24 protein-coding genes are annotated in these 24853 nt (G+C 71.3%); 7 read left to right on the top strand and 17 right to left on the bottom strand.

The annotated features are described in order from the left end of the window. Nucleotides 1–45 precede the first annotated feature (45 nt). Both SMD20_RS34635 and SMD20_RS34640 read left to right on the top strand, forming a co-directional pair. Nucleotides 46–738 carry a TetR/AcrR family transcriptional regulator gene (locus SMD20_RS34635; protein ID WP_329589392.1) on the top strand — a complete coding sequence of 231 codons (693 nt, stop codon included), beginning with the start codon at nucleotides 46–48 and terminating at the stop codon, nucleotides 736–738. A gap of 29 nt (nucleotides 739–767) precedes the next feature. Continuing rightward, nucleotides 768–2429 carry an alpha-amylase family protein gene (locus SMD20_RS34640; protein ID WP_329589394.1) on the top strand — a complete coding sequence of 554 codons (1662 nt, stop codon included), beginning with the start codon at nucleotides 768–770 and terminating at the stop codon, nucleotides 2427–2429. Here the strand turns inward: SMD20_RS34640 and SMD20_RS34645 are convergent. After that, complete coding sequence (locus SMD20_RS34645) at nucleotides 2416–3012, bottom strand: TetR/AcrR family transcriptional regulator (protein WP_329589395.1); 597 nt, start codon at nucleotides 3010–3012, stop codon at nucleotides 2416–2418. The two genes, SMD20_RS34640 and SMD20_RS34645, sit on opposite strands and share 14 nt — an antisense overlap. Before the next feature lie 73 nt (nucleotides 3013–3085). On the opposite strand from SMD20_RS34645, the gene SMD20_RS34650 reads away from it, so the two are divergent. Further along, on the top strand, nucleotides 3086–3838 hold the full coding sequence (locus tag SMD20_RS34650; protein WP_329589398.1) for an alpha/beta fold hydrolase: 753 nt from the start codon (nucleotides 3086–3088) through the stop codon (nucleotides 3836–3838). A 54-nt stretch (nucleotides 3839–3892) separates the two neighbouring features. Further along, on the top strand, nucleotides 3893–5674 hold the full coding sequence (locus SMD20_RS34655; protein ID WP_329589400.1) for a bifunctional metallophosphatase/5'-nucleotidase: 1782 nt from the start codon (nucleotides 3893–3895) through the stop codon (nucleotides 5672–5674). On the opposite strand, the gene SMD20_RS34660 is transcribed toward SMD20_RS34655, so the two are convergent. The 4 genes from SMD20_RS34660 to SMD20_RS34675 all read right to left on the bottom strand — a co-directional run bounded on the left by SMD20_RS34660 (nucleotide 5671) and on the right by SMD20_RS34675 (nucleotide 9564). Beyond that, nucleotides 5671–6411 carry a cytochrome d ubiquinol oxidase subunit II gene (locus SMD20_RS34660; RefSeq protein ID WP_329589402.1) on the bottom strand — a complete coding sequence of 247 codons (741 nt, stop codon included), beginning with the start codon at nucleotides 6409–6411 and terminating at the stop codon, nucleotides 5671–5673. The genes SMD20_RS34655 and SMD20_RS34660 overlap by 4 nt on opposite strands. Nucleotides 6412–6422: 11 nt before the next feature. Further along, entirely contained in the window at nucleotides 6423–7676 is a 1254-nt protein-coding gene (locus SMD20_RS34665) for a cytochrome ubiquinol oxidase subunit I (RefSeq protein ID WP_329589403.1), read from the bottom strand. A 98-nt stretch (nucleotides 7677–7774) separates the two neighbouring features. Further along, nucleotides 7775–8443 carry a response regulator transcription factor gene (locus SMD20_RS34670; RefSeq protein WP_329589405.1) on the bottom strand — a complete coding sequence of 223 codons (669 nt, stop codon included), beginning with the start codon at nucleotides 8441–8443 and terminating at the stop codon, nucleotides 7775–7777. Then, nucleotides 8440–9564: a sensor histidine kinase gene (locus tag SMD20_RS34675; protein ID WP_329589407.1), complete on the bottom strand. Its 1125-nt coding sequence runs from the start codon at nucleotides 9562–9564 to the stop codon at nucleotides 8440–8442. Before SMD20_RS34675 ends, SMD20_RS34670 begins: the two co-directional genes overlap by 4 nt. Nucleotides 9565–9595: 31 nt before the next feature. On the opposite strand from SMD20_RS34675, the gene SMD20_RS34680 reads away from it, so the two are divergent. Beyond that, the gene (locus SMD20_RS34680; protein ID WP_329589408.1) at nucleotides 9596–9817 is read left to right on the top strand and encodes a hypothetical protein; all 222 of its coding nucleotides are present in this window, start codon (nucleotides 9596–9598) and stop codon (nucleotides 9815–9817) included. On the opposite strand, the gene SMD20_RS34685 is transcribed toward SMD20_RS34680, so the two are convergent. From SMD20_RS34685 to SMD20_RS34735, 11 genes are all read right to left on the bottom strand, one after another. Beyond that, nucleotides 9809–10711: a fatty acid desaturase family protein gene (locus SMD20_RS34685; RefSeq protein ID WP_329592777.1), complete on the bottom strand. Its 903-nt coding sequence runs from the start codon at nucleotides 10709–10711 to the stop codon at nucleotides 9809–9811. The two genes, SMD20_RS34680 and SMD20_RS34685, sit on opposite strands and share 9 nt — an antisense overlap. 191 nt (nucleotides 10712–10902) lie before the next feature. After that, entirely contained in the window at nucleotides 10903–13773 is a 2871-nt protein-coding gene (locus SMD20_RS34690) for a BTAD domain-containing putative transcriptional regulator (protein WP_329589410.1), read from the bottom strand. A gap of 13 nt (nucleotides 13774–13786) precedes the next feature. Next, nucleotides 13787–14002: a hypothetical protein gene (locus tag SMD20_RS34695; RefSeq protein WP_329589412.1), complete on the bottom strand. Its 216-nt coding sequence runs from the start codon at nucleotides 14000–14002 to the stop codon at nucleotides 13787–13789. A gap of 57 nt (nucleotides 14003–14059) precedes the next feature. After that, nucleotides 14060–14377, bottom strand: a complete 318-nt coding sequence (locus SMD20_RS34700; RefSeq protein ID WP_329589414.1) for a DUF3140 domain-containing protein — start codon at nucleotides 14375–14377, stop codon at nucleotides 14060–14062. A 191-nt stretch (nucleotides 14378–14568) separates the two neighbouring features. Continuing rightward, nucleotides 14569–15579, bottom strand: a complete 1011-nt coding sequence (locus SMD20_RS34705; protein WP_329589416.1) for a LacI family DNA-binding transcriptional regulator — start codon at nucleotides 15577–15579, stop codon at nucleotides 14569–14571. Between the two features lie 87 nt (nucleotides 15580–15666). Then, complete coding sequence (locus tag SMD20_RS34710; protein ID WP_329589418.1) at nucleotides 15667–15936, bottom strand: sulfurtransferase TusA family protein; 270 nt, start codon at nucleotides 15934–15936, stop codon at nucleotides 15667–15669. Nucleotides 15937–15948: 12 nt separating this feature from the next. Next, a complete protein-coding gene (locus SMD20_RS34715; RefSeq protein ID WP_329589420.1) occupies nucleotides 15949–16773 on the bottom strand; it encodes a carbohydrate ABC transporter permease in 825 nt (274 codons plus the stop codon). Then, nucleotides 16763–17674 carry a carbohydrate ABC transporter permease gene (locus tag SMD20_RS34720; protein WP_329589421.1) on the bottom strand — a complete coding sequence of 304 codons (912 nt, stop codon included), beginning with the start codon at nucleotides 17672–17674 and terminating at the stop codon, nucleotides 16763–16765. The genes SMD20_RS34715 and SMD20_RS34720 overlap by 11 nt, the downstream gene beginning before the upstream one ends. Before the next feature lie 7 nt (nucleotides 17675–17681). Continuing rightward, on the bottom strand, nucleotides 17682–18920 hold the full coding sequence (locus SMD20_RS34725) for an ABC transporter substrate-binding protein (protein ID WP_329589424.1): 1239 nt from the start codon (nucleotides 18918–18920) through the stop codon (nucleotides 17682–17684). A gap of 34 nt (nucleotides 18921–18954) precedes the next feature. Continuing rightward, a complete protein-coding gene (locus SMD20_RS34730) occupies nucleotides 18955–20559 on the bottom strand; it encodes an FAD-dependent oxidoreductase (protein WP_329589426.1) in 1605 nt (534 codons plus the stop codon). Between the two features lie 11 nt (nucleotides 20560–20570). After that, nucleotides 20571–21590 carry a LacI family DNA-binding transcriptional regulator gene (locus SMD20_RS34735; RefSeq protein ID WP_329589428.1) on the bottom strand — a complete coding sequence of 340 codons (1020 nt, stop codon included), beginning with the start codon at nucleotides 21588–21590 and terminating at the stop codon, nucleotides 20571–20573. 284 nt (nucleotides 21591–21874) lie between these two features. On the opposite strand from SMD20_RS34735, the gene SMD20_RS34740 reads away from it, so the two are divergent. Together SMD20_RS34740 and SMD20_RS34745 are read left to right on the top strand one after the other, a co-directional pair. After that, complete coding sequence (locus SMD20_RS34740; RefSeq protein WP_329589431.1) at nucleotides 21875–23170, top strand: AAA family ATPase; 1296 nt, start codon at nucleotides 21875–21877, stop codon at nucleotides 23168–23170. Continuing rightward, complete coding sequence (locus SMD20_RS34745) at nucleotides 23148–23774, top strand: RloB family protein (protein ID WP_329589432.1); 627 nt, start codon at nucleotides 23148–23150, stop codon at nucleotides 23772–23774. The genes SMD20_RS34740 and SMD20_RS34745 overlap by 23 nt, the downstream gene beginning before the upstream one ends. A gap of 11 nt (nucleotides 23775–23785) precedes the next feature. Here the strand turns inward: SMD20_RS34745 and SMD20_RS34750 are convergent, their stop codons facing one another. Beyond that, a complete protein-coding gene (locus SMD20_RS34750; protein ID WP_329589433.1) occupies nucleotides 23786–24799 on the bottom strand; it encodes a LacI family DNA-binding transcriptional regulator in 1014 nt (337 codons plus the stop codon). Between the last annotated feature and the right edge of the window lie 54 nt (nucleotides 24800–24853).

The raw sequence follows: 24853 nt of genomic DNA on the forward strand, positions 1-24853 counted from the left end.
ACTGTATTGAGTAGATACGCCGTATCGCAATCGTACGATGTATCCATGACTGTGTGGGACCGGCCAGAGCCGCAGCCCCGGCCCGCGCCCGTGCCGCTCGACCGCGAGCGCATCGTCGCCGCCGCCGTCGAGCTGGCCGACGAGGGCGGGCTGGAGGCTGTGTCGCTGCGCAAGGTCGCGGCCCGGCTCGACGCCGGCCCGATGCGGCTCTACGGCTACATCGCCACCAAGGAAGAGCTGTTCGACCTCATGCTGGACGCGGTGTACGCCGAGATCCTGCCCGCCCCGGGTGACCAGGTCACCGGCTGGCGCGAGACGCTGCGCGCCCACGCCCGCCGCACCAGGCAGGCCGCCCGCCGCCACGAATGGCTGGCCGACCTGCTCGGCGGCCGGCCGATCCTCGGCCCCAACGCCCTCGCCGCCGCCGAGGCCAAGCTGGCGGCGTTCGACGGCCTCGCCGACGTGGACACCGTGGCCCGCGCCGTGGCCACCGTCAACGCCTACGTCACCGGCGCGATCAGGAGCGAGATCGCGAACCTGCGGGCCGAACGCGCCACGGGGCTGTCCGAGCACGACTGGCAGCGTGCCTCCGGCCCCTACCTGACGCGGATGCTGGACACGGGCCGCTATCCGGCGCTGGCCAGGTTCGTGCACGAGGGCACGGAGACGGACGCGGGGACGTCCTTCGACCTGGGGCTCGACTGGGTGCTCGACGCCGTCGCCGCGAGAATCGCCTGAATCGGCAAAGCAGGGGTAGTCGGGGGGTCATGCGACTGACGTACACCAGCGACGTGTGGTGGAAGAATGCCGTCGTCTATTGCCTGGACGTGGAGACCTTCAAGGACGGCAACGGTGACGGCGTCGGCGACTTCCGCGGGCTCACGCAGCAGATCGACTATCTCGCCGGGCTCGGCGTGACGTGTCTCTGGCTGATGCCGTTCTTCCCGACCCCCAACAAGGACGACGGGTACGACATCACCGACTTCTACAGCATCGACCCCCGCCTCGGCACGTTGGGCGACTTCGTGGAGTTCATGCGCACCGCCCACGACCGCGGCCTGCGCGTCATCGCCGACCTCGTCGTCAACCACACCTCTGACCAGCACCCCTGGTTCAAGGAGTCGCGCAGGAGCAAGAACTCGCCGCTGCGCGACTGGTACGTCTGGTCCGACAAGCCGGAGCCGGACGACCCGAGCAAGGTGGTCTTCCCCGACAAGGAGGACTCCCTTTGGGAGTGGGACAACCGTTCCAAGCAGTACTACCTGCACAGCTTCTACAAGCACCAGCCCGACCTCAACGTGGCCCACCCCGAGGTCAGGGACGAGATCACGCGCATTCTCGGGTTCTGGATGGAGCTCGGCCTGTCGGGCTTCCGGGTGGACGCCGTCCCGTTCCTCATCGAGAACGTCGACCCGAAGCTGCCCGATCCGCACGAGTTCCTCCAGGACATGCGGGCGTTCATGACCCGCAGGAAGGGCGGCTCGATCCTGCTCGGTGAGGTCAACGTCCCCTACTCGGAATTAGTGCGTTATTTCGGCGACGGGCTCGGCGACCAGGTCACCATGTGCTTCGACTTCATCAGCATGCAGAAGGCGTGGCTGTCGCTGGCCCGCCAGGACGCCGGCCCCCTCGCCGACGCCCTCCGCGAGCGTCCCAAGCCGCCGAAGGACGGCCAGTGGGCCATGTTCCTCCGCAACCACGACGAGCTCACCCTCGACAAGCTGACCGACGAGGAGCGGCAGGAGGTCTTCGACGCGTTCGGGCCGGAGAAGGACATGCAGATCTTCGGCCGGGGCCTGCGCCGCCGGCTGCCGACGATGCTCGGCGGTGACCTGCGCCGCGTGAAGATGGCCTACAGCCTGCTGTTCTCCCTGCCCGGCACCCCCGTCATCTTCTACGGCGAGGAGATCGGCATGGGCGAGAACCTCGACGAGGAGGGCCGGCTCGCGGTCCGCGTCCCGATGCAGTGGACGCGGGACGGCGGCTTCAGCCAGGCCGAGCCGGTGCGCGAGATGCCGGAGGGCTCGTTCGCCCCCGACCGGGTCAACGTCGCCGACCAGAAGCGGGACACCGCCTCGCTGCTGCGCTGGTTCCAGCTGCTCATCGAGCGTTACCGGGAGTGCCCGGAGCTGGCGTGGGGGACGTACACGGTGCTGGACGCCGGGCACCACGCGGTCTTCGCGCACCGCTGCGACGCCGACGGCGCCACGGTCGTGGTGGCGCACAACCTGTGCGACACGGCGGTGGACGCCGAGCTGGAGCTGCCGGGGCTGGAGGGTCAGCAGCTCACGGACCTGCTGGTGGACGGCACGCTCGACGTGGCGGCCGACGCCAGGGTGAAGCTGCCGCTGGAGCCGCACGGCTGCCGCTGGCTGCGGGCCTCACCGCCGGAGATCGCGCCCGAGGACGCGGGCGTCATGTCGCAGTAGCAGGGGGATAGGCCGCCATGGCGAGGGCGGCGATCCGCCGGAGCTCGGCGGGTCCCGCCCCGTCGCGCGACTGCGTCGACATGCCCTGGATGACGCAGGCGTAGAAGGCGGCCAGTCCGGCCGTGTCGGTGCCGGCCGGGATGCGGCCCGCCGCGAGGTCGTCGTCGATGCGCCGTTTCAGCGCGGCCGTGGCCTCCTTCCTGTGGTCGCGCAGCAGCTCCTCCACCTCGGCGGACTCCGGCCCGCAGTTGACCGCCGAGGAGACGATCATGCAGCCGGGCGGATGCGCGGCGTCGGCGTACTCGGCCGCGGCCTCCCGCAGCACGCGCTCGATCGCCTGCCGTCCGGTGGGCTCCTCGGCCAGCGCGCGGGTGGTGAAGGCGCCGTAGGTGCGCTGGTAGCGGGCGACGACCTCCTCGAACAGGCGGCGTTTGTCGCCGAAGGCGGCGTACAGGCTGGGCGGTTTGATGCCCATCGCGGCGGTGAGCTCGGCGATCGAGGTCGCCTCGTAGCCGCGCCGCCAGAACGCCCGCAGCGCCTGCTCCAGCGCGAGGTCCCGGTCGAATGTCCGCTGCCTGGCCATGCCGTCATTCTATAGCGATCGCTATGTTATGGTGCTTTCTGTAGCGATCACTAAAGAAAGTGCGAGGAGAACGATGCCTGTCGCGCAGCACCCCGCGGGCCCCGTCCACTACGGCCGCTCCGGCGAGGGCCCCGGGCTGGTCCTGGTGCACGGCACCGGCGGCGACGCCGCCACCAACTGGGCCCACCTCGTGCCCGGCCTGAGCGACGTGCGCACCGTCATCACCCCCGACTACGCGGGCAGCGGGGCCACCGCCGACCCCGGCGGCGAGCTCACGCTGGACCTGCTCGCCGGGCAGGTCGCCGCGGCCTTCGAGGGCCCGTCCGACCTGGTGGGGTTCTCGCTGGGGGCGGTCGTGGCCGCCGCGGTCGCCGCCGAGCGGCCCGAGCTGGTCCGGCGGCTCGTGCTCATCGCGGGCTGGACGCACCTCGCCGACGACCGGCTCGAACTCGGCCTGCGCACCTGGGCCAGGCTCGCCCGCACCGACCCCGAGAGCTTCGCCGCGTACGGGCCGCTGGTGGGCTTCAGCCCCGAGTTCGTCCGCGAGGCCGGCGTCGCGGCGCTCATGGGAGAGCCGCCGCGCGGCACGCTCCGCCAGATCGAGCTGGACCTCAGGGTGGACGTCCGCGACCTGCTCCCCAAGATCACCGCGCCCACGCTGGTCATCGGCAACACCCGCGACTACCTCGTCCCGGCCGAGCACGCCCGCGCGCTGCACGCCGCCATCCCCGGCAGCGAGTACGCCGAGCTCGACAGCGGCCACGTGGTCCTGCACGAGCGCCCGGCCGAGATCACCGCGCTGATCCGCGAGTTCCTGACCCGGTAGCTGTTGGGCGAGTCGTAACCGGCGAGTAATTTGCCGTGGTTACCCTCCAGGCACATGCAGACCAAGAAGTTCGCCCTCGCCGGGACCGCCGCGCTGACCGCGCTGGCCCTGGCGGCGCTCCCCGCCCACGCCGGGCCCGCTCAGGCCGGGCCCGCTCAGGCCGGGCCCGCGAAGACGGTCACCGTCACCGTCATGGGCACGTCCGACCTGCACAGCAACGCCCTCAACTGGGACTACTTCAAGGACGCCGCCTACGCCGACAGCGCGGGCAACAGCGTCGGCCTGGCCAAGGTCTCCACGCTGGTCAACACGATCAGGGCCGAGCGCGGGCCGGGCCACACGCTGCTCTTCGACTCCGGCGACACGATCCAGGGCACCCCGCTCGCCTACTACTACGCCAAGATCGAGCCGATCACCGAGACCGGCCAGACGCACCCGATGGCCAAGGCCATGAACGCCATCGGCTACGACGCCGTGACCCTGGGCAACCACGAGTTCAACTACGGTCTGCCGCTGCTGGCCACCTGGATCAAGCAGATGAAGGCCCCGGTGCTCGGCGCGAACGCCGTGCACGCGAAGTCGGGGCTGCCCGCGTACCAGCCGTTCGTCATCAAGACCATGAAGGTCCAGGGCGAGAAGCCGATCAAGGTCGGCGTGCTCGGCCTCACCAACCCCGGCGTGGCCATCTGGGACAAGGCCAACGTCGAGGGCAAGCTGCGCTTCACCGACCTGGTCGACTCGGCGAAGAAGTGGGTGCCGGTCATCCGCGGCCTCGGCGCGGACGTGGTCGTCGTGACCGCGCACGCGGGCGACAACGGCATGTCCTCCTACGGCGGCGACCTGCCCGTCGAGAACGCCTCGGCCCTGGTCGCCGAGCAGGTGCCGGGCATCGACGCGGTGCTGTTCGGGCACGCGCACAACGACGTGCCGCAGAAGTTCGTCACCAACAAGGTCACCGGGCAGCAGGTGCTGCTCACCGAGCCGGGCCGGTGGGGCCAGCGGCTGTCCCGGCTGGACTTCCAGCTCAGCAAGCAGCGCGGCAAGTGGGTGGTGACCGGCAAGTCCTCGGCCACGATCAACACCAACACGGTCGCCGAGGACCCGAAGATCGTCTCGCTGCTGAAGCCGCAGCACGACACCACCGTCGGCTATGTCAACAAGGTCGTTGCCAAGTCGGCGCAGGAGCTGTCGGCGGCCGAGTCGCCGTACAAGGACACGCCGATCCTCGACTACATCCAGCAGGTGCAGACCGAGACGGTGAAGCAGGCGCTGCCGGACAACACGCTGCCGGTGCTGTCGATCGCGGCCCCGTTCAGCCGCTCGGCGGTCTTCCCCGCCGGTGACGTCCGGGTCAGGGACGTCGCGGGCCTCTACGTCTACGACAACACGCTGCTGGCGATCAAGCTGACCGGCGCGCAGATCAAGGACTACCTGGAGTACTCGGCGAAGTACTTCAACCAGCTCGCCCCCGGCGCTCCGGTGGACGTGGCCACGCTGACCAACGCCTCCGGCACCCCCGACTACAACTACGACCAGCTCTCCGGCGTCTCGTACGACATCGACGTCAGCAAGCCGGTCGGGCAGCGCATCGCGAACCTGACCTACGACGGGCAGCCCGTCCCGGCCGGCAAGGAGTTCGTGGTCGCGATCAACAACTACCGGCAGTCGGGCGGCGGCGGCTTCCCGCACGTCACCACCGCCCCCGTCCTCTACAACGCCCAGGTGGAGATCCGCCAGGCGCTCATCGAGTACGCCACCGCCAAGGGCACCATCGACCCGGCCGACTTCGCCGCCCCGAACTGGAGGCTCACCAGGGAGGGCGTCCCGGTCTTCTAGAGGTACGAAGGCCCGGTGACCCGGTGCCGGAAGGTCCACCACACCCACCCCTGGGACGCCACCAGGAACGGAATGAGCACCAGGACCACCGGCACCAGCACCGGCCCCGACGTGCCCGGATGCAGGGGGAGGCGCAGCCCCGCCAGCACCCCGACGGCCAGCAGCGCCGCCGCGGTCAGCGCGTACGCCCGCGCCTCCCCGCCGCCGCCCGTGAGCACGCCCGCCCGCTCGCGCAACCCGCCGCGCAGCCGCAGCGCCGCGAACGTCAGCCCGTGCGTGCCGAACAGCGCGGCCACCACCAGCGCGGGCAGCATCGCGATCGGCCCCTCCAGCCCGAGCAGCACGCGGCTGAGCAGCAGCCCCCAGGTCAGCGCGAGCCCCCAGCTCCCGGCCACGGTCGCGCCGTCCCAGAACGTCTCCCAGCCGGGCCGCGGCAGCCGCCCGCGCAGCCACAGCCCCATGTCGCGGATCACCCACGCCAGCACGAGCCCGACCACCAGCGTGTAGTTGCCGCTCAGCAGTTCGCCCTCCAGCTCGGGGAACAGCCCGGCGAGCACCCCGGCGGTCGCCACCAGCCACACCTCGTTGCCGAGGAAGAACGGCGCGATGGCGGCGATCACCTCGCGCCGCTCGGCGCCGGAGCGCCCCAGGTAGGGCAGCGCCATGCCGACCCCGATGTCGGCCCCGCCCAGCACGAGGTAGCCGAGGGCGAAGAAGGCGAGAACGAAGATCTCCATGACGGCTCCTCCTAGAACGTGGGGACGGGGGCGGGGGCGGGCTCGGCCGGCTGGCCGCCGAGCGCGACCGCGCCGGGTCCGCGCCGGGCGTGCCGGGCCAGCAGCCAGTAGTTGACCGCGATGAGCGCCGCGAACACCGCGATGAACGCGGTCAGCGACACCCGCACCTGCGTCGCGGTCAGCGGCGACATGGCCTCGGCCGTGGTGAGCAGGCCGTAGACGGCCCACGGCTGGCGTCCCACCTCCCGGAACACCCATCCGGCCAGCATCGTGACGAACGGCACCGGGATCATCAGCGTCAGCAGCCAGTGCCAGGGCCGGAAGGACCGTACGACCGGCCGGAACGCCATGAGCAGCACGCTCAGCCCGGCCACCATGGTCATGATCAGCCAGAGCACCATCATCAGCACGCCCGCCACCCGCACCGCGCCCACCGGCGGCAGGTAGTCGCCGGGCCCGTGCAGGGCCGCCATCGCGGCCTGCGTCTCGGCCATCAGCTGCGCCCGGTCCGCCCACACCGCGTTCTTCGACGGCTGCAGGTAGGAGAACTGCAGCCCGCCGAACGTCACCGTGAACATCGCCGCCGGCAGCGCCAGCCCGAGCCCGAGCCGCAGCGACTTGCGGAAGAAGTCCTGCTCGGCGCTGCGCTTGCGCAGGTGGTAGGCGCTCACGCCGGCCATGAAGAACCCGCCGGTGAGCAGCGCCCCGCCCAGGATGTGCCAGAACGCGAGCTGCGCGGCCGGATTGCCGACCATCGCCCCGAAGTCGGCGATCCGCAGCGCCCCGCCCTCCAGCACGTGGCCGACCGGGCGCTGCAGGAAGCCGTTCGCCACCATGATCCAGAACGCCGACGCGTACGCGGTCAGCGTCACCACCCAGATCAGCGCCAGGTGCGCCCACCGGTTCAGCCGGTTCCAGCCGAAGATCCACAGCCCGAGGAACGTCGACTCGACGAAGAACGCCACCAGCGTCTCGATGGCCAGCGCCGAGCCGAAGACGTCGCCCGCGTACTCGGTGAGCCCGCTCCACGCCAGCCCGAGCTGGAACTCCATGACCAGGCCGGTGACGATGCCCATCGCGTAGTTGATGAGGTAGAGCTGACCCCAGAACCGGGTCATCCGCAGATGGATCGGGCTGCCGGTCACCGTCGCCCGGGTCTGGAGCACGGCCACCAGGGTCGCGAGGCCCAGGGTGAGCGCGACGAAGAGAAAGTGCGCGCCCGCCGTGAGCGCGAACTGCAGGCGAGCGAGATCCACCGTTTCCATGCCGGCAAGCCTCGGGTCACGGCACCGGCCGCCGCGTCATGCCGGTGCGTGCATCCGGCGTACGCCCGGGGATGCAGGGGGGTGGCCTGGCGTACCGCTCAGGAGGTAAGCCAGCCGGGGGTGATCATTCCGGCCTCGTAGGCGAGCACCACGAGCTGGGCCCGGTCGCGCGCCGCCAGCTTGGTCATGATGCGGCTGACGTGCGTCTTCGCCGTGGCCGGGCTCAGCACCAGCCGGGCGGCGATCTCGTCGTTGGACAGCCCGGCCGCGACCAGCGTCAGCACCTCCCGCTCGCGCTCGGTCAGCGCGTTGAGCCGGGGGCCCGGCTCGGGCCGCTTCACCCGGCCGGCGAACTCGGCGATCAGCCGCCGGGTGACCGACGGCGAGATCAGCGCGTCGCCCCTCGCCACCACCCGGACCGCGTGGATGAGCTCGGCCGGCTCGGTGTCCTTGACGAGGAAGCCGCTCGCGCCCGCCCGCAGCGCCCCGTAGACGTAGTCGTCCAGGTCGAACGTGGTCAGGATGATCACCTTGACGCCGTCGAGCCGCGGGTCGCCGGCGATCCTGCGGGTGGCCTCCAGGCCGTCCAGCTCGGGCATGCGGATGTCCATGAGCACGACGTCGGGCCGGTGCTCGCGGGCTCCGGCCACGGCGGCCTCGCCGTTCGGGGCCTCGGCGACGACCTCGATGTCGTCCTCGTCGCTGAGTATGGACCGGAAACCCGCCCGTACCAGGGTCTGGTCGTCGGCGAGCAGCACGCGGATCATCGAGCTCCTTCGATCGGCAGGCGGGCGACCACGCGGAAGCCGCCTTCGGGGCGCGGACCGGCCTCCAGCGTGCCGCCGAGCGCGGTCGCGCGCTCGCGCATGCCCTGCAGGCCGAAGCCGCTGCCCCCGTCGTACGTGACACCGGGGCCGTCGTCCTCCACGCGGACGACGAGCTCCCCGTCCCGGCAGGCGGCCGAGAGCCGGGCCTCGGCCGCGCCGGAGTGGCGGGAGACGTTCGTCAGCGCCTCCCTGATGATGCGGGCGGCGGCGAGGTCCACCTCGGTGGGCAGGGCGTCGAGCGGCCCGGCCAGCTCGGTGCGCACCGTGAGGCCCGAGGCGGCGACCAGCGCGTCCATCCTGGCCAGGCTGTCGGCGGGCGCGGTCGGCGCGCCCTCGTCCACCTGCCGCAGCACGCCCAGCGTGGTACGCAGCTCCCGCAGCGTCTCCTTGCTGGTGTCCTTGATCGTGCGCAGCGCCCGCTCGGCCTCCTCCGGCCGCTTCTTCAGCCCGTGCAGCGCCGCCGCGGCCTGCACGTTGATCATCGAGATGTTGTGCCCGAGCACGTCGTGCAGCTCCCTCGCGATGCGCAGCCGCTCCTCGCTCGCCCGCCGCCTGGCCTCCTCCTCCTTGCTGTGCTCGGCGTCGGCCGCCCGCCGCTCCGCCTCCAGCAAGTAGGCCCGCCGCGTCCTGGTCACCCCGCCGAACGCCACCGCCGCCACCACCCAGCCGCCGATCGCGACGAACATCGAGTCGTCCACGTGCCGGGTGCCGCCGGACTCGCCGAGCCCCATCGCCAGCAGCAGCGTGCCCCCGGTGGCGACGGCCGCGGCGAGGTGCCCGAGGTCGGCCGCCGTGTAGAGCGCCACGAACGCCAGCACCAGCAGGGGCCCGTCGAGCCGCCCCCACGGGTAGTAGACCGCCACGCAGAGCGCGACCACGATCAGCGCCGTGACCGGGAACCTGAGCCGGACCAGCGTCGCCACGCTCGCCACCAGCGGCAGCAGCACGTCCAGCAGGTTGGGCGGCCGCGACGGGTTCAACAGCGCGGTGATCACCGTGCCCGCCGCCACGACGCCGACCGCCGCGAGCGACGCCAGCGTGCTGGCGGAGGGCTTTCGCATGTCTCCCATTCTGTACGGGTACCGTCCGTGGATGAGCACTAAGGATGAGTTGCGCCGGCTCGACGAGGACCTGGCCCGGCTGCGCGCGGAGAACCAGGACATCCGCGCGCAGATCCGGGACATGGGCGCGGCCGACCAGATCGAGAAGGCCGCGGTGATCAGCCAGGCGGACGAGCAGGTCGAGCTGATCGCGGAGCTGGAGCGCCGCCGCGACACCCTGGTCGCCCGCCTGGAGCAGGAGGAGTCAGCGTAGCGAGCTGCCCACCTCGTGCAGATGACCGAGCGCCTGCCGGTAGGAGGCGAACAGGCCGGTCTGCAGGTAACTGACGCCGATCTCCGCGCAGTAGCGCTCCACGATGGGCTGGGCGCGGCGCAGGTTCGGCGCGGGCATGTTCGGGAACAGGTGGTGCTCGATCTGGTAGTTGAGCTGGCCGAGCAGGACGTCGCGGACCGGGCCGCCCCGTACGTTGCGCGAGGTGAGCACCTGCTTGCGCAGGAAGTCGAGCTTGTCCTCCTTGGTGAGCACGGGCATGCCCTTGTGGTTCGGCGCGAACGTGCACCCCAGGTAGAGCCCGAACAGCCCCTGGTGCACGGCCAGGAACGCCAGCGCCTTGCCCGGCGGCAGCACCGCGAAGACCGCGCCGAAGTAGGCCGCGAAGTGCGCCGCGAGCAGCCCCAGCTCCTGCCACCGCCGCCGCGCCCCCGGCTTGAGCAGGGCCTTCACGCTGGCCACGTGCAGGTGCCAGGCCTCCAGCGTGAGCAGCGGCAGGAACCAGAACGCCTGGTGGCGGGCGATGAACCTGGGCAGGCCGCGGCTCCTCGCGACCTGGTCCGCCGAGAAGACGATGACCGCGGGCGAGACGTCCGGGTCGTGGTCCTCGTGGTTGGGGTTGGCGTGGTGACGGTTGTGCTTGCTGTTCCACCAGCCCCAGCCGAGCCCGATCGCGAGGTTGCCGAACAGCAGGCCCGCGAGGTCGCTGGGCGGGCGGGTGCGGAAGACCTGCCGGTGGCCGAGATCGTGGGCGAGGAAGCCGAACTGGCTGAACACCACCGCCAGCAGCGCCGCCACGAGCAGTTGCAGCCACGAGTCGCCCACCAGGGCGAACAACGTCCAGGAGGCGACGTAGACGGCGACGGAGACGGCCATCCGGACCGCGTAGTAGACGGGACGCCGGTCCAGCAGACCGGCGTCCGCGATGCGATGGGCTAGCCGGGCGAAATCGCTTCCCCGAGCGTCCAGCGTGCCAGGACTGGCCACAGGTCTCCTTCCTCACGGATTCGTTGCTGCCACCCTGACGTATCGGACACCAAGAAGGAAGCTTCGCAGGTCGTGGCGTTTCAACGGTACGCGAGCGACCCCAGCGCGTGCCGCTCCGGATCCGGCCGCGCCGCGCCCCTCTCCATGGCCGCCGCGAACCCGGCCGCGCCCAGCGCCTCCCGGCAGCGCGCGGCGAGGGCGGTCACGTACGGGTCGGCGGACTCGGCGATCCCGCGCAGCGCCCGCGCCGCGCCGAGCAGCTCGGCCGCGGGCGCCGGCTCCAGGTGCCCGGCCACGCCCTCCAGCACCGTTGCCCGCACCGTCCGGTCGGCGCAGCCGGCCATCAGCTCCAGCGCCGCGCGCAGCGGGCCGCCCGGCTCGGCCACCCGGGCCAGCTCGACCTGAAGCAGCGCACGGAACTGCGGGCTCGCCTCGACGTCCAGGGCGAGCGCGGCCTCCAGCAGCCGCCGCGCCTCCGCCGGGTCGCCGCCGCGCCGGGCCAGCTCGGCGCGGGCGTGCAGCACCCGGGCCAGCGGCTCGGGATCCCGCGAACGCTCTGCGGCCTCCTGCGCCCGCGCCAGCGTGCCGGCCGCGCCCGCGAGGTCGCCCGCCCGGCACTTGAGCTGCCCCAGCCGCAGCAGGTACGACATCGGCCCGAGCGCCACCTCCTCCAGCCCCGGCAGCCCCGGCGACCCCGCCATCCCCGGCGTCTCGGTGAGCGCGACGGCGGCGGCGAAGTCGCCGCGGTTCTCGGCCGCCAGCGACAGCCAGTAGGACGCCGCCCACTGGCCCCACCGGTCGCCGGTCCGCCGGAAGCCGTCCAGCGCCGGCTCCAGCAGGTCCTCCGCGCCCGCCACCGCGCCGTACTCGAACCGCACCAGGCCCGCGACCAGCAGCGCCGCCGACCTGACCCACGGGTCGGGATGGTCGCGCAGCCGCTCGGCGCCGCGCTCCGTGAGCGCCACGACGTCGTCCGGGGTGCCCAGCACGGCCCCCATCGCCCAGAAGTTCAGCGCCGCCGGATGGTCGGAGTCGCGTACCGCCTCCGACGCCGGCTCGCCCGCCAGCATCCGGCACAGCCCGTGCGCCAGCTCCCTGCCCGGCGGCGGCACGTCCCCGACCCGGGCGAGCACCGCGGCGGCCTGCTCGCGGATCTCCCGCACCCGGGCCCGCATGATCCACGGCCAGAACAGCGGCAGGATCAGCCGCAGCGGGTCCTCGGAGTGACGCAGCGCGGCCTCCAGGTTGCCGTGCTCGGCGTCCAGCACCGCGAGCCAGGCGAACTGCGCGCCGGTACGCAGCTGCGGCTCGGCGCGCTCGGCCAGCTCCGTGTAGTGGAGGGCGTGGGCGCGGCGCAGCTCGGGCAGGTCGGCGGCGGCGTACTGGCGGATCGTCTCCAGCATCGTGTAGCGGTCGCCGGAGACCGCGATGAGCGACTTGTCCACGAGCGAGGACAGCAGGTCCAGGCCACCCCCGCAGATGTGGGCGATCGCCTCGTACGTCGCGCCGCCCGAGAAGACGGTCAGCCCGCGCAGCAGCTCGCGCTCGGCGTCGGAGAGCAGGTTCCAGCTCCAGTCGATGACCGCGCGCAGCGTGCGGTGGCGCGGCTCGGCGGTGCGCCCGCCGCGCAGGGCCAGGCGGTGCCGCTGCTCGCCGAGCTGTTCGACGAGCAGCGGCACCGGCATCGTACGCAGGCGGGCGGCGGCCAGCTCGATGGCGAGCGGGATGCCGTCCAGCTCCCGGCAGATCCGCGCCGCCTGGTCGGGCTCCACCCGCAGGCCGGGCCTGGCCGCGGCGGCCCGCGCCGCGAACAGCTCGACGGCCTGTGCCTCCGGCAGCGGCGGGACGGGATGGACGCTCTCGCCGGGGATGTCGAGCGGCTCCCGGCTGGTGGCCAGGATCCGCAGGTCCGCGACCTCCGCCAGCAGCCGCCCCGCCACCCTGGCGGCCTCCTCGACCACGTGCTCGCAGTTGTCGAGCACGATCACCGCTCCGGCCCCGCGTAACGCCGCCACCGGGTCGCTGGTCCGCAGCACGCTCTCCACCGCGGCCCGGACCCCGTCCGCGGCCGCCAGCTCCACCAGCCACACCCCGCCGGGCGCGACCAGCCCGGCGGCCGCCTCCAGCGCCAGCCTGGTCTTGCCCGCGCCGCCCGCGCCGGTCAGGGTGACCAGCCGGGTCCCGCCGCCGAGCAGGGCGCGCAGCCGGGCCACGTCGCCGGTCCGGCCCACGAAGCTCGTCACCTGGGCGGGCAGGTTGCCGCGCGGCGCGGGCGGCGGCTCCCGCAGCGCCTCCAGGTGGGCCTCACGCAGCTCGGGCCCGGGGTCCGCGCCCAGCTCGTCGTCCAGGGCGGCCCTGATCCGCTCGAAGACGGCCAGCGCCTCGCCCCGCCGCCCCCGCGCCGACAGCGCCCGCATCAGCAGCGCGTGGAACGGCTCCCGCAGCGGATGCGCCGCCGCCAGCCCTTCCAGCTCCGCCACCAGCCCCTCCACGGCCGGACCTGCGGTGGACAGGTCGTGGGCGATCCTGGTGGCGAGCGCGGTCAGCCGCAGCTCCTCCAGCCGCACCGCAGGACCCGCCGCGAACGGCAGGTCCGCCGCGTCCGCCAGCGCCGGCCCCCGCCAGAGGGCCAGCGCCTGGCGCGCTTCGCCGTCGCGTACGAGCTGCTCGAACGCCCAGGCGTCCACCTCGTCAGGCGGCACGTCCAGCAGGTAGCCGGCGGGGTGGGAGCCGATGACGCCGGGGGCATCGCGCCGGGCCCGCGACACCAGGGACTGCAGCGCCGCCGCCGGATGCGCGGGCGGGTCGTCCGGCCAGAGGTCGTCGATCAGCCGGTCGGCGGGGACGACCCGGCCGGGGTCGAGCGCCAGGCGTACCAGCAGGGCCCGCACCCTGGCCCCGCCCACCTGGGCGCCCGCCACCTGCAGCGGCCCCAGAATCCCGACCCGCATCCGCCCGGGAACCCTAGGCGTCGGCCGAGAGCTCGTCGAAGAGCTGGAGCGCGGCCTCGCGCACCTCCTCGGGGGAGAGCCCGCCCAGGGTCTCCCTGGCCTGCTCGATGTCGCGGGTGGTGGCGAGCGTGATGGCCACGGACGAGGCGGCGGCGCGGTCGATCGATCCCGTCGGGGCGGCGTCGGCCAGTTTCTGGGCGCTCGCGGCGAGGTCGAGGTTGTCTCTCAACGGATCTCCTCGGATGGACGAAGACCCATTCTTGCAGTGCGCGCCCCGGGTAGGGGGTCAGCCTCGCAGCGGGTCGTGGCCGACGGACATCAGCTCGCGCCGCGACTCGTCGTCCGTCCGGCCGTCCAGGGTCTCGACGAGCTCGATGACCTGCCGCATCACGTCGAGGTCGGTCCTGGTGAGATCGCCCTTGCGCTTGCTCAGGACGTGCAGCACGCCCCGTCCGAGCTCGTCGATGCCGAGGTCGGGGTCGGGCGGGAAGCCATCCTCGTTCGAGGCGTCCGCCAGCAGGTACGAGCGCAGCTCCTCCGAGTTCATGTTGACCGCGCGGTGGAACTCTTCCCAGAGCAGATCGGTGCCAAGGCTCTCAGTCATGTGGGCCGCCTACCCCGCAGACCTGGCGTTACGCGCCCGTCCAGATTCGTGGCGAGATAGAGGTATTCGACCGTCGGCCCGCGCGCTCAGTGAGGTCAGGACCGCCGCGAAGGAGGGGGCGGCACGTGTCGCGCGCAGGGCCACGCGGTCTGCCAGCCGCCCGGCCCGCCCGTGCGACACGTGCCGGGACGCTACAGCGGGGCCGGGCCGGTGCTGCCACGCGGCGTGAGCGCCGCCGCCTGGTCCTCGTACGGAGGGACGCTCTCCCCGGCGATCAGCGCGAGCAGCCGCTGCGCCGCGTGCGCCCCGTAGGCCGGGATGTCGCGGGTGAGTGCCGTCAGCGGCGGCCGGACGACCCGCGACAGCGGCGAGTCGTCCCAGGCCACGACGGACAGGTCGCGCGGCACCTCGACCCGCATCTCCTGGGCCACCGAGAGCCCGGCCACGGCCATGATGTCGTTGTCGTAGATGATCGCCGTCGGCCGGTCGGGCGAGCTGAGCAGGCGGCGGGTGGCGCGGGCGCCCTCCTCGCCGGTGTAGTCGGTGTGGACCGTGACCGGCTCGGCGACCCCCTGGCACGCCTCGGCGAAGGCCCGGTCGCGCAGCGCGGTGTGCACCAGCTCGGGCAGCCCCGCCACCCGGGCGATGCGCCGGTGGCCGAGCGCCACGAGGTAGCCGACGGTCTCGCGGACGGCCTGCCCGTCGTCGGACCAGATCGCCGACAGCGAGCCCGACTCCGACGGGTGCCCGATGACCACGGCCGGCATGCCGAGCCGCTCCAGCTCGCCGATCCGGGTGTCGGAGGTGTGCAGGTCGACGAGGAAGACGCCGTCGATGCGGCTCTCGCCCCACCAGCGCCGGTAGACCTCGCTCTCCTGCTGGTGGCTGGTGACGACCTGGAGCAGCAGCGCGTACGACCGGTCGGCGAGCACCCCCTCGATGCCGCTGATCAGCTCCATGAAGAACGGCTCGACGCCGAGGACGCGGGCGGGACGGCAGAGCGCGAGCCCCACGCAGTCGGCGCGGGCTCCGTTGAGCGCCCGCGCGGCGCTGTTGGGCCGCCAGCCGATCTCCTCGGCGATGGCGACGATCCTGGCCCGCGTCGCCTCCGACACGCCGGGCTGCCCGTTGAGCGCGTAGGACACCGCCACTTTGGAGACGCCCGCCCTGCTGGCGATGTCGGCGATCGTCGGTCGCTTCACGGACTCCCTCTCTTGGCCCGGCTCCCGGCTCTGAACCGGGTAACCGCCTCTACTTTAGGCCACCCGGAGCAAACGCCCGTTAACCGGTCAAGCCACGTGCCAGGGCCGCGCGTCCTGCGTCTCGTACGCCTCCTCCGCCACCCGCAACGCGAACGTCGGCCGCTCGGCCCCCTCGACCGGCCCCAGGTAGGTGTGCCCGGTGAGGTGACACCAGGCCGGCAGGTCGACGGGCGCGGCCGGGTCGGTGGCGATCAGATGGATCACGGCACCGGGGCCGGCGCGGCGTACGTGACCGCGCAGCTCGATGAGGAGCTGCACGCACAGCTTGTCGCCGCCGTCGACAACGAGATCAGGCATGTCTCCAGGAAATCATCCCTTGAGACCGGTGTGCGCCAGCCCCTCCACGAACTGCTTCTGCGCCAGCACGAACACCACGAGCACCGGCAGCGCCGTCATCGAGGCGGCGGCCAGCTGCACGTTCCACATGGGCCCGCCGTAGGCGTCCACGAACTGGGTGAGCGCCTGCGGCAGCGTGAACCGCTCCGGCGTGGTGAGGAAGACGATCGGCTCCAGGTACAGGTTCCAGCTGTGCAGGAAGGTGAAGATCGCCACCGCGCCGATCGCGGGCCGGGCCAGCGGCAGCCCGATCCGCCAGAACGTGGCCAGCCGCCCGAGCCCGTCCACCGCCGCCGCCTCGTCCAGCTCCTTCGGCAGCGCGAGGAAGAACTGCCGCATGATGAACGTGGCCAGCACGCTCGGCGCGCCCAGGACCGGCACGAGGATGAGCGGCCAGTGCGTGTCCGTCAGCCCGGCCGAGTGGAAGAGCCGGAACAGCGGCACGATCGTGACCTCGCTCGGGATCAGCAGCCCGACCAGGATCACCAGGAACAACGCGTTCGAGCCGCGGAAGCGGATGCGCGCGAACGCCCAGCCGGCCAGCGCCGAGATCGCCAGCGTCCCGGCCGTCACCACGGCCGCGATGTAGAGGCTGTTCCAGTACTGCTGCGCGAACGGCTGCAGCTCGAACACCTGCCGGTACGCCTCCAGCCGCGGCGCGTTCGGCAGCAGCGACGGCGGGAAGGCGAAGATCTCGTTGACCGGCTTCAGCGACGAGGTGACCATCCACCAGGTCGGGAAGACGAACGGCACGCACAAGACACACAGGACGCCGTACAGAAGAGTCTTACGTCTCAAGGAACACCCACCTCCTGCGCATCCGCCACTGCAGCACGGTGAGGGCGAGCACGATCACGAAGAGCAGCACCGACAGCGTGGCGCCGTAGCCGAAGTGGTGGAACTGGAACGCCTGCTGGTAGAGGTAGTAGACGAGCACGGTCGTGGACGTGCCCGGCCCGCCCTGGGTGAGCACCGCGATCTGGGCGAAGACCTGGAGCGACCCGGCGACCGTGATGATCGAGGTGAGCAGCACGGTCGGGCTGATCATCGGCAGGGTGATCCTGGTGAAACGGGCCCACGCGCCCGCGCCGTCGAGCCGCGCGGCCTCGTACAGCTCCTTGGGCACGCCCTGGAGCGCGGCCAGGAACAGCACCATGTTGAGCCCGACGTTCTTGAAGACCTGTACGGCGATCACCGACACCATCGCGCCCGAGCCCGTACGCAGCCAGTTGGGCCCCTCGACGCCCAGCACGTGCAGGAACGCGTTGACGCCGCCGTTCTGCTGGAGCATGAAGCCCCACACGATCGTCCAGGCCACCAGCGAGACCACCACCGGCGAGAAGAACAGCGTGCGGAAGACCACCGTGCCGCGCAGCCGCTGGTTCAGCAGCACCGCGAGCAGCATCGCCAGCGACAGGTTGAACGCCACCAGGCCGGCCGAGAAGACCGCGGTCGCGGTGAGCACCTTGGGGACGTTCGGGTCGGCGAGGAGCTGCCGGTAGTTGTCGCCGCCGACGAAGTCGAAGGTGTCGGCCAGAACGTTCCACTCGTGCAGGCTGTAGTGGACGACCAGCCCGAGCGGCAGGAACACGAACAGCAGGCTGCCGAGCAACTGCGGGGCCACGAACGCGTAGCCGACCAGATGGTCGCGGCGGCGCGCGGTCCACCAGCGACCACCGGGACGGACGTCGATCGCCATCACGCCGTCACTTGGCCAGCATCGGCTGGATCGCGGCGCAGACCCCGGCGAGCGTCTTGGCCACGTCGGCGCCCGGCTGCCAGAGCGGGTCGAGGCCGGCCCGTACGGTCTGGGCCAGCTCGGCCTGGCCGGCGTGGTTGGGCTTGACCCGGCCGTTCGCGATGCCGTCGATGACGACCTGCTGGAGCTGCTCCGGCTTGAGCAGCGGGTTGCTCTTGGCCAGGCCGTCGGCGGTCAGCAGCGGCGTGCGCGGCGGCGGGAAGAACTGGCCGAGCTTGGCGGCGTTGTCCGGGCTGGAGAGGAAGGCCAGGAAGTCGGCGGCCTTGGCGGCGTTCGGGCTCTTCTTGACCACGCCGATGCCCGCCTGGCCGATCACGCTGTAGCCGCCCTTCGGGCCGGTCGGCAGCGGGATCAGGTCCCACTTGAAAGTGGCGTCCTTGAGCAGGGAGGCGCGGGAGATCTGGGTGATCGTCATCGCGGCCTCGCCGGCGAAGAAGTCCGCCGTGGTGCCGGGGCCGGGCAGCGCCTTGCTGTCGAAGATCGCCCGGTGCAGGAACGTCATCGCCTCGACCATCTCGGGCTTGGTGAAGCCGCAGGTCCGGCCGTCCTCGCTCCACGCCTCGGCGCCCCAGCCGCCCCACACGGTGGCCAGGTTGTCCCAGCCCTTGTAGTCGAAGTCGCGGACCACCAGGCCGGCCTTGCCCGTCTTCGCGTTGACCGCCGCCGCCGTCTCGACCGCCTGCTCCCACGTCCAGCCGGCCTTCGGGAGCTTCTGGCCCGCCTGCTTCAGCAGGTCCTCGTTGACGAAGACGCCGAAGGGCGAGGTGGAGAACGGGTAGGCGTACAGCTTGCCGTCCCGCTGCCACAGCTTCGTGGTCGCGGGGGCGAACTCCTCCGGCTTGACCAGGTTGTCCAGGGGCGCGAGCGCGCCCGAGCCGACGAAGTCGGGCGCCGAGTTCTCCAGGATCCAGGCCAGGTCGGGCGCGTTGCCGCCGGCCATCTGCGTGGTCAGCGTCGTCGTGTAGTTCTCCAGCGGCAGCGTGTCGAACTTGATCGACGCCACGTCCTTGTGAGTCTTCAGATAGTCGGCGGCGATCGCGTTGAGCAGGTCGAGGTGCTCGGCGTTGCCGGTCCAGACCGTCATCCGCAGCGCGGCGGGCCCGCTCGCGGTCTCGTCGCCGCCAGAGCCGCAGGCGGTGAGGACGAGCAGTCCCGCGAGGCCGGCGGCGGCCAGGGTGATGCGCATCGGCGCTCCTTGCAGAGGGGGGTACAGAGGGGGATCAGTAGCCGGTGACGTCCGGCCAGTGGAGTTCGACGCCCTGCGCCTCCAGGCGGTCCTGGAACGCGGCGAGCAGGGCCGGGTCCTGCCGCACGGCGTGCGGCGAGGTGGACCGGTCGAGGCAGAACGCCGCCAGCGCGCCGGCGGCCTCCCCGATGTTCCACTCGACCGGGTGCAGCCGGTAGCAGCCGTTGGTGATGTGCGTGGTGGCGAGGTTCTTGCCCGCCGGGAGGAGGTTCTCGACGCGGTGGGGGAGCAGCGCGCCGAGCGGGATCTCGAACGGGCTGTTCGGCACGTCGAGATAGTTGTCGCCGCCGGTGGACGGGTGCAGGTCGATGCGGTACATGCCGACGCCGACCGAGTCGGGGTAGCGGACGGCGCCCTTGTCGCCGCGCACGGCCAGCGACAGGTCCTGCTCGACGATCGTGTAAGCCCCGCGGATGCGGCGGGACTCGCGCACGTACGGGGCCTGGGCCAGGCCGTCGGCCGAGCCGGTGACGTCGCCGCGCAGCCGCAGCCCCGGCCAGCCGGTGCCGCCGTCGGGACGCGGCGCCTCGGTCTGCATCCAGTACAGGACCGACAGCGACAGCTCCTTCGCCCGCCGCAGGTTCTCCGCGGCGTCGGGGACGTCGACGATCCCGCCCTCCAGGTAGTCGATCATCGGCCAGTTGACGAGGGTGATGTCGCTGGCGTACGCGCCCGGCGCGAACAGGTCCTTGGCGGCGATCCTGCGGAAGGTCCACAGGTTGCCGTCGCCGGGGTTGCGCCGCTGGTCGGCGTGGACCTGGAGCGGGTCGTCGCCCGGGTTGGGGGTGAAGGAACGTTCCGTGATCTCCAGCGTGCGCGGGTTGGGGCTGCGCCAGCCGAGGATGGGCCCGCCCCAGAACTCCGGCTGGTACGTCCGCCAGAAGTCGTAGCGCTCCGGCCGGTCGATCGTGTGGTCGCCGTCCACGTGGTCCATCGCGAAGCAGACGGAGACGGCCTGCATGTTGAGCGGCTGGGCGGTCGCCGGGGCGCTCGGCTCGCCGGTGTCGGCCTGCGACTCGAAGCCGGTGACGTACTCGGTGCCGGTCAGCGGCAGCAGCTCGCCGGTCTCGGTCGCGTCCAGGATGTACGGGGCCGTGATCCAGTGCTCGTCGCCGCCGTCGCGGTGCGCGAGCCGGACCGCCGTCACCCGGTCGCCGTCCACCTCGGCCGCCACCGGCCGGTACGGCCGCAGCACCGTCAGCCGCCCGCCGCCCAGGTAGGGGGCGAGCATGGCGTCGATGACCGCGACCGCCACCCGCGGCTCGTGGCACAGGGGGCTCACCCAGCCCGCGCCCGGATTGAGCGCCCGCCAGGCGCGGGCGCCCTCGGTGAGCGGATAGTGGCGGCGGTAGTAGTCGCGGATGCCGTCACGCAGCGCGCGATAGCTCGCGGTGACGCCGAACTGCTCGACCCAGGTGTGCTCGTCGGGCGGGACGGCCTGGCTGGTGAGCTGGCCGCCGAGCCAGTCGTACTCCTCGGTCAGCACCACCTTCCTGCCCGCCCGCAGGGCCGCGAGCGCCGCGGCCACTCCTCCGAGGCCGCCCCCGACGATCAGCACCTCGGTGCTCGACTCGCGCAACTCCGATCCTTTCACTTGGTGGGGGGCGCCAGGGTGACGCCCTCGGTGAGCTCGCACGGCAACAGCCGCTGGACGGGCGGTCCGCCCTCGATCAGCTCGGTCAGGTCCTCGACCGCCTGCCGGCCCATCTCCCTGCGCGGGATGAGGAAACCGGTGAAGTCGATGTCGGTCGGCGCCGGGCGGGTGGGGTCGCCCAGGGTCAGGATCGACAGGTCGCCGGGAACGGTGACGCCGCGCCTGCCCAGCAGGTCGGCGAGGGCGGCGGCGTCGGCGTACTCCTCGGCGAACACCGCCGTGACGCCCGCCGCCAGCACCCGCTCCGCCATGTCGGCGGGCTCGCCGGGAGCGAGCCGCAGCGGGCGCCCGACGACGCCGGCGAAGCCGCGGAAGCGGTCGGCGTACGACTCGGCGCCGACGCCGTGCCCCAGGTACGCCACCCGCTCGTGGCCCAGCGCACGGGCTCGCACCACCAGGTCGCGGACGGCCGAGGCGTAGTCGGCGCCGACGTACGGCACCGTGCCCCCCGCGTCGTCGCGCCGCCCCACCGACACGAACGGGTAGCGCTCGCCCACCAGCCGCGCCAGGTCCTCCCGGTCCAGCTCACGGCCGAGCAGCACGCACCCGTCGGCCAGCCGCAGCCGGTTGTCCTGGTGGTAGACGCGCTTGCGCCCGTCCACGGTGGGCGCGCTGGTGAACAGCAGCAGGTCGCACCCGAACTGCTCGGCGCACTCCTCGATCCCGACGAGGAACGGGTGGTAGAAATCGCCGGTCGCGCTCGGGAAGACGGGCTCGTAGGTGAACACCCCGAGGATGCGGTTGCGCCGCGCTGCCAGCCGCCGGGCGGCCGGATCGGCGACGTACCCGGTCTCCCGGATCACCCGCAGCACCCGGTCCCTGGTCTCGGCCGGGATCCGCGAGTCGGCCCCGGCCCGGTTGTTCAGCACCAGGGAGACGGTGGTCTGGCTGACGCCCGCCAGGCGGGCGATGTCGCGCTGGGTGAGGCGACGGTGTGCGGGATCGGGGGGAGGCATGACGTTCCTCAGCTAATGCGCATTAGCGCGAGGGGCAATGCCGGAATTGTTCGCCTCCCCCGCACGGGGTGTCAAGGGTTCCCGCAGTGCTAATCCGGATTACCAGCAGCCGCGCCCCTCGCGTGACCGGACGACGTCGATCCTTCCGGGGAGGAGGATGCGGGGACGTGACCAGGCTTTCCGTGCGATGATGTGACGGCACCAGAGCCGGGGTCAGAGGCCCTTGATTGCGAGTCACTTGCACAGAACGGGGTATGACCTCAGGATCCGGGAGGTGATCATCTATGCTGCTGAGCTTCCGCTTCGCCAACCACAGATCATTCAGGGATGAGCAACAACTCAATCTCCTCCCGGTCTACGAGGGAGACAGTGTCCATGAAGTCCCGTGTCTTCCGATAGCGGCGATCTTCGGGGCCAACGCGTCGGGCAAGTCCAACGCGATCACCGCTTTCACGTACATGCGACGCATGGTCACCTCGTCCGATCGCGACTCGGAGCCGGATACGGGAGTGGACAGGTCGCCCTTTCGCCTTGATCCTGAGGTCGCCCTGGAGCCGTCACGCTATGTCATCGACCTGTCGCTGGACGGTGTTCGCCATACCTACGGGTTCACCGTCGACGATGACGAAGTTCTGGAAGAATGGCTGTACAGCTATCCTCTGAAAAGACGGCGTGTCGTTTTCGAGCGCACTGGTCAGGACTACCGCTGGGGTGAGGAGTCGGAGAAGACCCCGCTCGTTCAGCTACCGAAACTGACAGCGCCCAATGTGCTGTTCCTGACGTTTGCGGCGCGTGCTCGGCAGGAACTCATCCTGCCGGTCTACAACTGGTTCCTGCGCGCCATCAAAGTGAGCTTCCAGCAGCGGCGCCTGCTGACGAGCAAGGACCTGGTCAACTATATCGATCGACTCGATGACCCGGCGCGCAGGGACATCATCGTCGGGCTGGTGAAAGCGGCCGACCTGGGTCTTCAGGACATCTCGCTCAGTGCGCCCACTGATCCCTCGCCGGAGCAGCTCGATCTGGATTTCCTGGGCGACTTCGAGATGGTGCAGAGCTTCCGGCCGAGAAGAGAGACGAGACGCATTCTGTTCAGTCACGCCGGGGCACGTGGGAACGTCCTTCTCGAATGGGGAGAACAGTCGACCGGGACCCGCCAGCTTCTTGATCTGGCGCTGAAGGCCGAGCAGTCCCTGCGCAGCGGATCCCTGCTGCTGGTGGACGAGATCGACTCGAGCCTCCACCCTGTGCTGACCGCAAGCCTCATCAGACTGTTCCAGAATCCGGCCGTCAACAAGAGCGCTGCGCAGCTGATACTCACGACGCACGACGCCACGCTGCTCGGGTCCATCCAAGGCGGTGAAGTGCTGCAACGGGACCAGATCTGGTTCACCGAGAAGGGCGGTGACGGCGCCTCGACGCTGTTCCCCCTGACCGACTTCCATCCGCGCAAGCAGGAGAACAGGCAGCGAAGGTATCTCAACGGTAGCTATGGCGCCATCCCGGTCGTATCCGATGAGCTTTTCGTGAAGGCGCTCACGTCCCGAGGAGACATGGGTGAAAGAGAAGAAGACACCTAAGTCTCCCCGCCAGGGCGTGAAGCTGGGACAAGGGCGTGAGACGACCCTGAGAAGGCGGAAAGCCTACAGGAACAGCGCCCTGACCGTTCTGGTGCTCACCAACGGCATCAAAACCGAGAAACAGTACTTCGATGCCCTCAGGAGGCGCGCCTGGGGTAATCCGTTCCATGTGAGCATCAAGAACTGCGCTCCCACCGCACTGGTCGAGTTCGGGATGTCCGAGAAATCCAACGCCGGCTACGACCAGGTGTGGTGCGTGTGCGACGTGGACGCCTTCGACGTGCGCGAGGCCGTGCAACTCGCCCGCGAATGCGGCATCGGGATAGCTCTGTCGCAACCGTGCTTCGAAGTCTGGCTGATTCTCCACAAGAAGGACTTCCGGAAGAGCGCTCACCATGCCAAAGAGGTTGAGGCCGAGCTGAGCAGGGTCCTGCCGCGCTGGGACAAGTCGACTCTACGCATGGAAGATTTCTGGGAAGGCATAGAAGACGCGATACGCCGGGCCAAGGCCCTGGGCGAACCTCCGAAGAACAACCCGTCGACCGCGGTCTGGGAGGTCATGGAGGTTCTGCGGGCCTCACCCGAGGAGGTCTCCTCGCTCTGAGCTCAGAGGGGTCAGGAGATGCCGGGTGGGGAGGTGGAGTCGCGGATGACGAGTTGGCAGGGCATCTTGTGGACGCCGGGCGTCGCCTTGCCGTCGATCGCGGCGAACAGGTGCTGGGCCGCGGTCCGGCCCAGTGACTCCAGGTTCATGTCCACGGTCGTCAGCGCCGGGCGGGTCTCCGTGGACAGGACCTCCCAGTTGTCGTAGCCGACGACCGCGATGTCGTCGGGCACCCGCCGGCCGCGTTCGCGGGCCGCTTCGACGAAGCCGGCAGCGATCTGGTCGCTGCCGCAGAAGACGGCGTCGATCTCGGGCTCGGACATCAGCAGCATCTCGGCGGCGTGTCGGCCCCAGCGTTGCGACCACGGGCCGGAGAGGGTCTGGCCGGCCTGGGGGAGGCCCGCCGCCTCCAGGGCGAGGCGGGCGCCCTCCTCGCGGTCGCGGGCGGCCTTGTAGTGGGTGGGGCCGGTGACGTGCGCGATGCGGCGGCGGCCGAGGGCGAGCAGGTGGTTGACGGCCATGGCGGCGGCGCCGACGTCGTCGGGCACGAACGAGACGTCCTCCGGGTCCTCGGAAGGTCCGTAGGCGTAGACGACCGGCACCGGCAGGTCCTTGCTCACGGACGGCCGCGGGTCGGTGCTCTCGCCCACGACGATGAGGCCGTCCACCCGGCGCGACAGCAGCGCCCGCAGGTGGTGCTGCTCCCTGATGGCGTCGCCGCGGGCGTCGCAGAGCAGCACGGCCATCTCGCCGGCTCCGAAGGCGTTCTCGGCGCCGAGCAGCACCGGGATGCCGAACCGGCCGACGCTGTCGGAGGTCAGCAGCCCGACCGTGCGCGTCTGACCGGACAGCAGCCCTCTGGCGAGGGCGTTCGGCTGGAAGGAGAGCTGGGCCGCGGCGGCGAGCACCCGCTCGCGCGTGGCGGCCCGTACGTCCTGCCGCCCGTTCAGCGCCTTGGACGCCGTGGCGATCGACACCCCCGCCAGCGAGGCCACATCGTTGATGGTCGCCCGCTTAGTCGCCATGCTTCGAAACCCTTTTCGGTCGCTGTGAACTGCTTAGCACCCTAGCACCCATTG

This window comes from Nonomuraea sp. LP-02 (genome assembly GCF_036289125.1).
Classification (GTDB): Bacteria; Actinomycetota; Actinomycetes; order Streptosporangiales; family Streptosporangiaceae; genus Nonomuraea; species Nonomuraea bangladeshensis.

Excerpts from the sequence above, each read along its gene's own strand:
- SMD20_RS34650 (WP_329589398.1), top strand. The coding sequence starts at position 3,086 with ATGCCTGTCGCGCAGCACCCCGCGGGCCCCGTCCACTACGGCCGCTCC.
- SMD20_RS34725 (WP_329589424.1), bottom strand. The coding sequence starts at position 18,920 with ATGCGCATCACCCTGGCCGCCGCCGGCCTCGCGGGACTGCTCGTCCTC.
- SMD20_RS34690 (WP_329589410.1), bottom strand. The coding sequence starts at position 13,773 with ATGCGGGTCGGGATTCTGGGGCCGCTGCAGGTGGCGGGCGCCCAGGTG.
- SMD20_RS34700 (WP_329589414.1), bottom strand. The coding sequence starts at position 14,377 with ATGACTGAGAGCCTTGGCACCGATCTGCTCTGGGAAGAGTTCCACCGC.
- SMD20_RS34710 (WP_329589418.1), bottom strand. The coding sequence starts at position 15,936 with ATGCCTGATCTCGTTGTCGACGGCGGCGACAAGCTGTGCGTGCAGCTC.
- SMD20_RS34750 (WP_329589433.1), bottom strand. The coding sequence starts at position 24,799 with ATGGCGACTAAGCGGGCGACCATCAACGATGTGGCCTCGCTGGCGGGG.
- SMD20_RS34680 (WP_329589408.1), top strand. The coding sequence starts at position 9,596 with ATGAGCACTAAGGATGAGTTGCGCCGGCTCGACGAGGACCTGGCCCGG.
- SMD20_RS34735 (WP_329589428.1), bottom strand. The coding sequence starts at position 21,590 with ATGCCTCCCCCCGATCCCGCACACCGTCGCCTCACCCAGCGCGACATC.
- SMD20_RS34740 (WP_329589431.1), top strand. The coding sequence starts at position 21,875 with ATGCTGCTGAGCTTCCGCTTCGCCAACCACAGATCATTCAGGGATGAG.
- SMD20_RS34635 (WP_329589392.1), top strand. The coding sequence starts at position 46 with ATGACTGTGTGGGACCGGCCAGAGCCGCAGCCCCGGCCCGCGCCCGTG.
- SMD20_RS34665 (WP_329589403.1), bottom strand. The coding sequence starts at position 7,676 with ATGGAAACGGTGGATCTCGCTCGCCTGCAGTTCGCGCTCACGGCGGGC.
- SMD20_RS34655 (WP_329589400.1), top strand. The coding sequence starts at position 3,893 with ATGCAGACCAAGAAGTTCGCCCTCGCCGGGACCGCCGCGCTGACCGCG.
- SMD20_RS34685 (WP_329592777.1), bottom strand. The coding sequence starts at position 10,711 with ATGGCCGTCTCCGTCGCCGTCTACGTCGCCTCCTGGACGTTGTTCGCC.
- SMD20_RS34645 (WP_329589395.1), bottom strand. The coding sequence starts at position 3,012 with ATGGCCAGGCAGCGGACATTCGACCGGGACCTCGCGCTGGAGCAGGCG.
- SMD20_RS34675 (WP_329589407.1), bottom strand. The coding sequence starts at position 9,564 with ATGCGAAAGCCCTCCGCCAGCACGCTGGCGTCGCTCGCGGCGGTCGGC.
- SMD20_RS34660 (WP_329589402.1), bottom strand. The coding sequence starts at position 6,411 with ATGGAGATCTTCGTTCTCGCCTTCTTCGCCCTCGGCTACCTCGTGCTG.
- SMD20_RS34720 (WP_329589421.1), bottom strand. The coding sequence starts at position 17,674 with ATGGCGATCGACGTCCGTCCCGGTGGTCGCTGGTGGACCGCGCGCCGC.
- SMD20_RS34640 (WP_329589394.1), top strand. The coding sequence starts at position 768 with ATGCGACTGACGTACACCAGCGACGTGTGGTGGAAGAATGCCGTCGTC.
- SMD20_RS34670 (WP_329589405.1), bottom strand. The coding sequence starts at position 8,443 with ATGATCCGCGTGCTGCTCGCCGACGACCAGACCCTGGTACGGGCGGGT.